The 10,214-nt window shown below is 36.4% G+C and carries 12 protein-coding genes (1 of these 12 only partly in view); 5 read left to right on the top strand and 7 right to left on the bottom strand.

Annotation, left to right across the window (positions count from 1 at the left end; genetic code table 11):
• On the bottom strand, positions 1 to 562 hold the 5' portion of the coding sequence (locus MKZ17_RS04750) for a DMT family transporter (RefSeq protein ID WP_340722652.1). The gene continues 329 nt to the left of window position 1, outside the view; only the first 562 of its 891 coding nucleotides appear in the window; its start codon is at positions 560 to 562; its stop codon lies off the left edge, out of view.
• Positions 563 to 723: 161 nt separating this feature from the next.
• Here MKZ17_RS04750 and MKZ17_RS04745 point away from each other — a divergent pair, with 161 nt between their 5' ends.
• Together MKZ17_RS04745 and MKZ17_RS04740 are read left to right on the top strand one after the other, a co-directional pair.
• Positions 724 to 1,428: an MgtC/SapB family protein gene (locus MKZ17_RS04745; protein WP_340725498.1), complete on the top strand. Its 705-nt coding sequence runs from the start codon at positions 724 to 726 to the stop codon at positions 1,426 to 1,428.
• 14 nt (positions 1,429 to 1,442) lie between these two features.
• Positions 1,443 to 2,432, top strand: a complete 990-nt coding sequence (locus MKZ17_RS04740) for a cation diffusion facilitator family transporter (protein ID WP_340722651.1) — start codon at positions 1,443 to 1,445, stop codon at positions 2,430 to 2,432.
• 48 nt (positions 2,433 to 2,480) lie between these two features.
• On the opposite strand, the gene MKZ17_RS04735 is transcribed toward MKZ17_RS04740, so the two are convergent.
• The 3 genes from MKZ17_RS04735 to yugI form a co-directional block, all read right to left on the bottom strand.
• Positions 2,481 to 3,644 (bottom strand): iron-containing alcohol dehydrogenase, encoded by a 1,164-nt coding sequence (locus MKZ17_RS04735; protein WP_340722650.1) that lies wholly within the window; start codon positions 3,642 to 3,644, stop codon positions 2,481 to 2,483.
• Between the two features lie 81 nt (positions 3,645 to 3,725).
• On the bottom strand, positions 3,726 to 4,970 hold the full coding sequence (locus MKZ17_RS04730; RefSeq protein ID WP_340722649.1) for a Glu/Leu/Phe/Val family dehydrogenase: 1,245 nt from the start codon (positions 4,968 to 4,970) through the stop codon (positions 3,726 to 3,728).
• Between the two features lie 263 nt (positions 4,971 to 5,233).
• A complete protein-coding gene (yugI, locus tag MKZ17_RS04725) occupies positions 5,234 to 5,608 on the bottom strand; it encodes a S1 domain-containing post-transcriptional regulator GSP13 (protein ID WP_340722648.1) in 375 nt (124 codons plus the stop codon).
• Between the two features lie 256 nt (positions 5,609 to 5,864).
• Here yugI and MKZ17_RS04720 point away from each other — a divergent pair, with 256 nt between their 5' ends.
• Both MKZ17_RS04720 and MKZ17_RS04715 read left to right on the top strand, forming a co-directional pair.
• The gene (locus tag MKZ17_RS04720; protein WP_340722647.1) at positions 5,865 to 7,193 is read left to right on the top strand and encodes a sodium-dependent transporter; all 1,329 of its coding nucleotides are present in this window, start codon (positions 5,865 to 5,867) and stop codon (positions 7,191 to 7,193) included.
• A 160-nt stretch (positions 7,194 to 7,353) separates the two neighbouring features.
• On the top strand, positions 7,354 to 7,572 hold the full coding sequence (locus MKZ17_RS04715) for a helix-turn-helix domain-containing protein (protein ID WP_340722646.1): 219 nt from the start codon (positions 7,354 to 7,356) through the stop codon (positions 7,570 to 7,572).
• A gap of 51 nt (positions 7,573 to 7,623) precedes the next feature.
• Here MKZ17_RS04715 and MKZ17_RS04710 read toward each other — a convergent pair whose 3' ends face one another.
• Positions 7,624 to 7,884, bottom strand: a complete 261-nt coding sequence (locus tag MKZ17_RS04710; RefSeq protein ID WP_340722645.1) for a DUF1871 family protein — start codon at positions 7,882 to 7,884, stop codon at positions 7,624 to 7,626.
• 80 nt (positions 7,885 to 7,964) lie between these two features.
• Between MKZ17_RS04710 and MKZ17_RS04705 the strand changes: the two genes are divergently transcribed.
• Complete coding sequence (locus MKZ17_RS04705) at positions 7,965 to 9,131, top strand: MalY/PatB family protein (protein WP_340722644.1); 1,167 nt, start codon at positions 7,965 to 7,967, stop codon at positions 9,129 to 9,131.
• Positions 9,132 to 9,235: 104 nt separating this feature from the next.
• Here the strand turns inward: MKZ17_RS04705 and MKZ17_RS04700 are convergent, their stop codons facing one another.
• Both MKZ17_RS04700 and MKZ17_RS04695 read right to left on the bottom strand, forming a co-directional pair.
• A complete protein-coding gene (locus MKZ17_RS04700) occupies positions 9,236 to 9,481 on the bottom strand; it encodes a hypothetical protein (protein ID WP_340722643.1) in 246 nt (81 codons plus the stop codon).
• Positions 9,482 to 9,508: 27 nt separating this feature from the next.
• On the bottom strand, positions 9,509 to 10,102 hold the full coding sequence (locus MKZ17_RS04695) for a peptidylprolyl isomerase (protein WP_340722642.1): 594 nt from the start codon (positions 10,100 to 10,102) through the stop codon (positions 9,509 to 9,511).
• Between the last annotated feature and the right edge of the window lie 112 nt (positions 10,103 to 10,214).

Below are 10,214 nucleotides of genomic sequence, written 5' to 3'. Positions count from 1 at the left end.
CATAAACGACAATCGTATAAGTAACTAAAGAAAGTCTTTGTCGAACATCTTGCCCAAATAATAAATACCCAGTTACAAGTGCACAGGCTATAAGCGCTAACATATCTCCATACAAGGCCGCGCCACTAATTTGAAAATCACCCCAACTAATTAAAACACTTCCAATAATCGCGATACTCCCTGCTAACAAGGTTTTTAATGTAATTTTCTCTTTAAAAAATAAATATGTACCTACAAAGGCAAACAACGGTTGCATTGTTACTAACACTGTAGAACTAGCAATCGAAGTATAGTTCAATGATTCAAACCACAAAATAAAATGGAATGCTAAAAAAACACCAGCAATTGAAGAAAATATCCAATCGCGCTTCGACAAACTTTTTATTTCATGACGATACTTCATTAAAAACCAAGGGAGCATAATTAACACCGAAAATAACATCCGATAAAATGCGATGACGCCTGAATCTGCATTTGCAAGTTTTACAAAAATCGCAGAAAGGGAAACAGAGATTACACCAACTAATATTGGGATGTATGGATGAATAGGAGGTTTCTCCACTAAAGGACCCTTCTTTCTTCTATATAATAAGGACAAATATGTCATTGTCGATTAATTTTACTCGTTCCCTCTATAGAAAACTACCTCTATTTGAAGAATGTTTTCTTTTATTTGGAGTTCGTCAAATAAAAAAGGAGATGAGTGCGTTGGAATGGTTTACGATGGATAATTTTTCGATTGTAATAATCATTAAACTTTTTGCAGCCGCAACTTTAAGTTTAATTATTGGAATCGAGAGGGAGCTGAAAAAAAAGCCTGTAGGGTTAAAGACAAGTTTAGTTATTGCTACATTTAGCTGTTTATTAACAATTATCTCAATTGAAACAGCATATTCTACTCCAGCCAGAGATGATATAAACATTACGATGGATCCTCTTCGATTAGCTGCACAGATTGTTAGTGGAATTGGGTTTTTAGGCGCTGGCGTTATTTTACGTAAAGGAAACGATAGTATTACGGGCTTGACGACCGCAGCAATGATTTGGGGTGCTGCTGCAATTGGCATTGCAGTAGGCGCTGGCTTTTATATTCAAGCGTTCATTACCGTTCTTATTGTTGTCTTTGGCATTGAAATTATAGCACCACTTCTTTTAAAGATTGGTCCTAAACGGTTACGAATGCGTGAAGTTTCCTTAGCTATCGTGACCGATCAATCCGATAAGATGAAAGATTTGATCAATTATATGAAGCAAAATGAAATGCACGTTGAAAATGTAAGCATACGAGACAGTCCTTCTTCAGAAAAAATGTTACATGAAATCAATATTCGATTTTCTACAGTAGAGAAAAATCACACGCTCGGACTTTACAATCGACTGCATAAACTAGACTACGTAAAAAACATTAAAATTGAGTATCTCGATTAAATGGAGGCGAAACAATGGGAGAAATATTTCGATTACTTAAAGGGGGCAATAAGCCTTCCTTACTCGCAGCAATGGTTAATTCATTTTTAGGAATTATAAAGGGTGCAGCTTTCTTCTTCACCGGCAATGTTGCCATGTTTGCAGAAATGATGCATTCATTTGGTGATGCAGCAAACCAATTTTTCGTATATATTGGATCTGCTTTATCTAAGAAGGCACCAACTCCACGGTTTCCAAATGGTTATGGGCGCATTGTCAACTTAGTATGTCTTGGGGCCGTATTAATTGTCGCTATTCTTTCCTATGAAACAATTAAAGAAGGCTGGCATCATTTTTTACATCCTGCTACTGAATCTTCCGGAATGTTTATTGCCCTTGGTGTATTAGCAACCGGCTTTATTTTAGAACTAGTCGTTTTAAACAAAGCGGCGAAGGAAGTGCTTCATGAAGTTGGTGTTGAAAAGAAGGGCATTCCCATTGTTCAATCCGTAAAATATTTAAAACGCGCAAAACCTGCTACAAAGCTTGTATGGATGGAAGATTTAGTCGCGACTTCAGGAAATTTATTAGCCTTTTTAGCCATTATCATTGCTAATTTCACCGGCTTTTATCGACTTGAAGGAATCGTCTCAATGATTATTGGGCTTATGATGTTTTATGTAGTAGGTCGTGTATTTTTAGATAATGCACGCGGGGCAATAGGTGAAACGGATGAAGAGATGCTTGTTCACATTGGGAACCTTGTATTAGAAGACCCGAATATTACTGATATTGGACGACTTGAAGTAATTAAAGAGGGAGAATATCTACATGTAGAGTTAATTGCTGAAACGAACCCAAATTTATCATTGGCCTATTTAGATGATGTTCGTGATCATCTAACAGAACTTCTATTAAATCAAAAAGGCGTCACAAAAGTAACAATGGCATTTGATGAGGATGACGGGAAACGCGCATGGAAACACACCGCGACAATGCCAGAGGAAAAAAAGGGTATGATTTAATAGCAAAAGGGCAAATCATCGATTATTAATGATTTGCCCTTTATTTTATTATAGAGACATTTCTAAAATTTTACGTACATCTTCCGCTTGTAACTTATTGAAGTTCCCAAACGGACCATAGACCATACAATGCTCGACCATTTCATTAAAGTATGTTGCATCGATATTGTAATCCGCTAATCTATTTGGTGCACCAAGAGATGTCCAAAATGCCGATAATGCATCAATACCTTCTAACGCCACTTGCTCATCTGTCTTCCCTGCTTTTTCCACCCCAAATACGTTAACCGCTAATTTTGCAAATCGCGCTGGGTTTACATGTAAGTTGTGTTTCATCCAATTTGGAAAAATAATTGCTAGACCTCCAGCATGTGCAATATCATAATAGGCCGATACAGCATGCTCGATATTATGTGTTGCCCAATCTCCACGAGCCCCTAAAGATAAAAACCCATTTAACCCAAGCGTTCCCGCTAACATTAATGTTTCACGATGTTCATAATTTGTTGGGTCCTTTAAAGCTTTTGGTGCCACTTCAATTAATGTACGTAACACACCTTCACACATTTCATCCGTTAAAGGTGTATTTGTTGCATTGTTAAAATACTGCTCTAAAATATGTGACATCGTATCTACGACACCATTTACTGTTTGATTTGCAGGGACAGTAAATGTATTAGATGGGTCTAAAATTGAAAATTTTGGGAAGACAGCAGGACTACCCCAACTGAATTTTTCCTTCGTTTCTAAATTTGTAATTACCGAGCCTGAGTTCATCTCTGAAGCAGTTGCTGCTAACGTTAGAATCGTCGCCAATGGAAGCGCTTCTGTAGGGATGACCTTTTTCGTAACAATATCCCATGCATCTGCATCTACTTTTGCACCAGCCACGATTAATTTTGCACAATCAATTACTGAGCCACCACCTACAGCTAGTACAAGATCAATTTTTTGTTCCTTACAAATCGTAATCCCTTTTCGAGCAGTTTCCACTCGTGGATTTGGCTCAACCCCCGCCAACTCAAATACATTCATTGAAAGTTCATTTAAAATTGATAAGATGGTATCATATACACCATTTGATTTAATACTTCCTCCACCATATACCATTAATATATTTTTACCGAATTGCGGTAACTCATTACGTAAATGCTCAATACTTCCTTTCCCGAAATGGATTTTAACTGGATTATAAAATGAAAATGCGTTCATTCTTTTGCCCCCTATTAATTATTATTTAAAAATAGCCCCACTCCAACATAAGAGTGAGGCATGATAATTTGCATGTTAATGTTATACCCAACCGCGGAAACGAGACGCTTCTGCTGTGCGACGTACACCTACCATGTATGCTGCAAGTCGCATGTTGATGTTACGGTTTTGAGCTGTTGTATAAACATTTTCAAATGCCGTCACCATTTTTTTGTATAACTTTTCACGTACTTCTTCTTCCGTCCAGTAATAGCCTTGGTTGTTTTGTACCCACTCAAAGTAAGATACCGTTACACCACCGGCTGATGCTAATACATCAGGCACTAAAAGAATACCGCGCTCAGTTAAAATTTTTGTTGCTTCAGCAGTAGTTGGACCATTCGCTGCTTCTACTACGATATTTGCTTTAATATTGTGCGCATTTTCTGCTGTAATTTGATTTTCAATAGCAGCTGGCACTAAAATATCGCAATCTAACTCCAATAACTCTTTATTTGTAATTGTATTTTCAAATAAAGTTGTTACTGTACCGAATGAGTCACGACGATCTAATAAATAATCGATATCTAAACCATTCGGATCATGTAGTGCGCCGTGTGCATCAGAAATACCAATTACTTTTGCACCTAAATCACTCATAAATTTAGCTAAGAAACTACCTGCATTACCGAATCCTTGGATAACTACGCGAGCTCCTTTAATATCAATATTACGTTTTTTTGCAGCTTCCTCAATAACAATTGTTACACCTTCTGCTGTTGCTCGGTCACGACCTTGTGATCCGCCAAGTACAATTGGTTTACCTGTAATAAAACCTGGTGAATTAAACTCGTCCATTCGGCTATATTCGTCCATCATCCAAGCCATGATTTGTGCGTTTGTAAATACATCTGGTGCCGGAATATCTTTTGTTGGGCCAACGAATTGCTTAATTGCACGTACATAGCCACGGCTTAATCGTTCAATTTCGCCCATCGACATTTCACGTGGGTCACAAACGACGCCACCTTTACCACCACCGTACGGAAGATCTACGATACCACACTTCAATGTCATCCACATTGAAAGCGCTTTCACTTCCTCTTCACTAACCATTGGGTGGAATCGTACCCCACCTTTTGTAGGTCCAACCGCATCATTATGTTGTGCGCGGTAACCAGTGAATACTTTCGTTGAGCCATCATCCATTTTTACCGGAATACGAACGGAAAGCATACGAATTGGTTCTTTTAATAATTCGTACATTGCCTCATCATAACCTAGTTTATTTAATGCCTCGTGAATCACTTCTTGAGTTGATGTGAACAAGTTTAAATTTTCAGCCATTGTTATTCGCCTCTTTAAAATTTGTTTTTTGTATCTTACCGCCAACATTGTAACATACTTCAATCGTACTTTGTTATATAATTTGTCACATTTTGAACACTTTTAACATTCCACCTTAAAATTATTAAATAAAATACGTTTTCGCAATAATTATCTACATTATAAACAAAATTCTCTACTAAAATAAAATGATTTACATTGTTCAATTTTAAAGAATTCATTAAAAAAGCCCTATAAGTGAAATCACTTATAGGGCAGCTCTCTTATTGTCCGGATTGTTCAATCCAATCTTGAAGCTTGTCCTTTAAAATTTTGAACCCATCCGCATCAACTTCATCAACTCGATCTTGCAATGATTTTCGTGGTTGTACATCTCGCTTTCGACTATGTGGCGCTTCTTGTAATTCGCGAATCGATAGGCTAATTTTTTTTTGTTCAGCGTCAACATCGAGTACCTTCACTTGAATATCTTCACCGACCGATAAAAATTCACTTACATCTTTTACGAAACCGTAAGTGATTTCAGAAATATGAACAAGGCCTTGTGTATGTTCATCTAAAGCAACAAAAGCTCCGTATGGTTGAATTCCTGTTACTTTACCAGTTAGTACGTCACCCACTTCAATTTTTTTTGTCATACTTGTTCCTACCTTCTTTTTCGTATATACAGAAATGTCATGTTAAATTATAACATATGAGTGGTATTGGAACAAAGAATCGCCTTAAACTAGCATTTTTATATACTCTTGTATAGATTCCTCTACAAAAAAAGAAAAGATCAACTTCCTAAACACATTTTTTTAACAAAACAGAATAATTTTACAGAAATCTTTTTGCTTACGTCCAATAAAATAGTGTAGAATAAATTCTTGCATATATCAAGGAGGTTTTCATTTGTCATCTAGAGATCAATTTACATCTAAGATTGGTTTTATTCTCGCAGCTGCGGGTAGCGCTATCGGACTTGGCGCAATTTGGAAGTTCCCATACATGGCTGGTACAAACGGTGGTAGTGTATTTATTTTATTATTTATTTTATGTACAGTACTAATTGGCTTGCCAATATTAATCGCTGAGTTTATGATTGGACGTCGTGGACAAAAGGATCCGATTACTTCATTTAAAGAGCAAGCTCCAAATAAGCCATGGTATATGATTGGCTGGATCGGACTTGCAGCATGTGGATTAATTCTATCCTTTTATAGTGTTGTTGGCGGTTGGATTTTAAGTTATTTAATTCGCGCTTTCACACTTTCTTTAACAGGACAAGGCGTAGACTTCGCAGCATTATTTAGCGACATTATTGCCAATCCCTGGGAAGTGTTAATTGCACAGGCTGTCTTTATGCTTTTAACATTAGTCATTGTACAAGCTGGTATAAAAAAAGGGATTGAAGCTGCTAGTAAGTGGATGATGCCATTGCTATTCATCTTCTTTATTTTATTATTTATCCGTTCGATTACTCTTGAGGGGGCGATGGAAGGTGTTAAATTTATGTTTATCCCTGACTGGTCGTTCTTTAATGGGGAAACATTAATTTTAGCATTAGGGCAAGCATTCTTCTCACTAAGTATCGGTGTAGCTGCGATGATTACATATGCCTCTTACCTGTCGAAAAAAGAAAAAATTGTTTCTTCTGCATTAAATGTTGCAGGTATGAATATCGCGATTTCACTATTAGCAGGATTAGTTATTTTCCCTGCTGTATTCGCATTAGGGTTCTCTCCTACAGAAGGTCCTGGACTTGTATTCATTATGATTCCAGCAGTATTCGAACAATTACCGCTTGGTAGTATATTATTAATTGTCTTTTTCATTTTACTGTTATTTGCAACTGTTACTTCATCTATTGCTTTACTTGAAGTTGTAGTATCGATGGGTATTCGCGAGAAAACAGAAAAACGCAAGCGCGCATCTTGGATTTTGGCAGCGATTATTTTTATTGTAGGTATTCCAAGTGCTTTATCATTTGGAATTTTATCAGATGTCGAAATTTTCGGACGTTCCATATTTGACTTTGTCGATTATGTAACGAGTGCAATATTAATGCCAATTGGTGCCTTTTTAACAGCGATTTTTGCTGGTTACCATTACTCAAAAAAAATATCCCAGGAAGAATTACAAACTTCATCGGGAGTTTACAACGTTTGGTTGTTTATAGTACGTTATTTAGCGCCAATTTCGATTGCGGCTATCTTTATTAATAAAGTATTTTTCAGTTAATCAATTATATGCATTGGGCTGCCAAGTCAATTGGCAGCCCTTTTTTATCATGTATTCACACATGTACGTTCATCTTTTTGACAAAAAATGAGGCTCCAACAAAAACAGCTTCATATTATAATAATGACACGATAAATTTTTATGGAAGGGTGTGCACGACATGAAAGTACAGCTTCACGAACAATTAAAAAATTTACGCTTAGAAAAAAACTTATCGATTGAAGAATTATCAAAAAGAACACAAATTGGTGTAGAAAAATTAATGACCTATGAAAGTGGCGAACAAGTGCCTTCAACCCAAACAATTTTAGTATTATCGACAATTTTAGAAGTACCCGTCTCAAATTTAATAGACGGTCTATCAGCTTCTACTAAATAAAAGTATAATGACAAAAAGCGAGCATCTTTTTAATAGATACTCGCTTTTTTATTAAATAATACATTTTGCTTCAAATTTTACAGCGAGCAATTTATAAGCTATTGCTACACATTTTTCAAATGGAATCCATTGCTCAAAAGAATATTCATAGACCTTTTGAATAATTTTCGCTAAATCAGTAGGATCATCTATCTCTTGTAACGCAGCCACGACATCCGCAGTTTCTGTATCATAACTATGTTCACCAAATTCAAATGGATCCCACTGCTGTAATAATTGAACACATTTTCGATTCATTTCAATATTTTCCATTTTTCTTCACCTGACTACTCTTTTTAATAGTTAGTATGATAACATAGGTTGGAAGAGATCAAAAAGAAAAGAGGGTTATTATGTCTTTTTTTAGTGAAATTTATAATCGTAGAAACTCTAACTCCTTAAAATGGGATAAAATGTGCGAGATTTATAATCTCGAAGATACTACTAACATTTTACCTATGTGGGTAGCAGATATGGATTTCCCTGCCCCACCAGCTGTTGTGGATGCATTATCAACTCGTTTAAAGCATCCTATTTTTGGCTACACATTCCCTGATGATGAATTGAAGCACGCCATTATAAGTTGGTATAAAGAGCGCCATAATTGGGCGATTGACCCTTCAACTCTTATATTCCATCAAGGTGTTGTACCTGCCATTGCCACAATCGTAGAAACATTTACAAAAGAAGGCGATAAAATCGGAATGTCTACACCTGTTTACCCTCCATTTTTTAACGTCCCTAAAGCACAAGCACGTGAGATTGTCACATGTGATTTAGAGGAAGTAAACGGCTCTTATATGTTTAATTTTGATACACTTGAAGAAATGTTTAAAACAGGGATTAAGCTTTACATTTTATGCAATCCGCATAACCCTGCTGGCATCGTATGGCGTCGTGAGGAATTAGAAAAGCTTGTACAGCTATGTATCCAGTATGACGTGTACTTATTATCTGATGAAATTCATGCTGATATTTTAATAAATAAAAAATATACACCGCTATTAACTGTTGCTGGGGCGGAAAATGCTAAAGTTATTTCATGTATCGCACCGACAAAAACATTTAATATAGCTGGCATTCACGCTGCAATGACGGTAACAACAAGTAAAGAACTTTTAAATGCACTTACACTCAATGGTTTGGCACATGGTAGCTTGGATCTGAATACGTTTGCTTGTACTGCAGTAACAGCAGTATATTCAGAAGGCGCAGAGTGGTTAGATGCGTTACTTACATATTTGAAAAAAAATATGGAGTTTGTGGCGAATGAACTAAATTCATTAGAAGGAATTAACGTGAAAATTCCTGATGCCACTTATTTAATGTGGATTGATTATCGCGGAACAGGGCTTACTGAAAAGGATATAATGGAGCGACTTCTAACAAAAGGTCAAGTTGCATTAGATCCGGGTACGAAATATGGAGAAGCTGGGAAAGGCTTTTTACGTATGAATGTTGCCTGTCCATTTGATTTAGTACAAGACGGTGTGGAGAGATTTAAACAATCATTACAATAACGTTTTGTAGCAGCCTTAAGTTAAGGCTGCTTTTTATTTTTTAACGTAAAAACACCATGACGTAAAAAAGAATTTTTCATTCTACATCATGGCGTTTCACAATCTTATTGTTTTTGCAGTTTGTCTAATGCTCTTTCTTTTGCCATACGTTCATCACGCTCTTGCAATGCCCTGGCTTCTAAATGGGATGCTTTTGCAGCTTGACGCGCTGCTAGACGACGAATAAAACGAAACGTTGCAAAAACAATAATCATTAAAATTCCAAATTCAATGGCAGCTGGAAGATAAAGTGACTTATCTTCCGGAAAATACAAAAAACCACCAGAGAAATTGATTAAAAATAGATTCACTCGTTCACACGCCCTTTAATCAGATGATTAGTTTTCTTCTAAAACTGTAATTGATTCAATTTTAACATCTTCTTTTGGTTTATCGTGCATATTTTTGTCAACGTTCGCAATTTTGTCAACAACTTCCATACCTTCTACTACTTGTCCAAATACAGTATGCTTGCCATCTAACCATGGTGTACCACCATTTTTCTTGTAGAACTCTACTTCTTCTTTTGACCAGCCACGTACTTCCATTTGCTTTAACATCGAAACTTCAACTTGTGGTGCTTGAACGATGAAGAATTGAGAGCCGTTTGTACCTGGACCAGCGTTAGCCATTGATAAAGCTCCGCGGATGTTTAATAGCTCTGGTACACATTCATCTTCAAATGTGCCACCCCAGATTGATTCGCCACCCATACCTGTACCAGTTGGGTCTCCACCTTGAATCATGAATTTTGGAATAACACGGTGGAAAATAATGCCATTATAATAACCTGATTTCGCATGACCTAAAAAGTTTTCAACTGTTTTTGGCGCGTGTTCTGGGAATAATTTAATTTTAATTGAACCCATTGTTGTGTTCATTTCAACTAATACTTCACCTGGATTTAATTCTTTTGTTAATTGTGGAAACATTTGAGTCTCTCCTTTAATTAAAATGTTTGCTTGGTGGGTATAGATAAAGTGTTCATCTACCCCTCATATACCAAGTTTTAGTTTACCATAACTTATACGAAATCTGCTAATA

It is taken from the genome of Solibacillus sp. FSL R7-0682, assembly GCF_038005985.1.
Taxonomy (GTDB): domain Bacteria; phylum Bacillota; class Bacilli; order Bacillales_A; family Planococcaceae; genus Solibacillus.
Note: the sequence above shows the minus strand (reverse complement) of the source record. Positions and strands in the feature narration are given on the sequence as shown.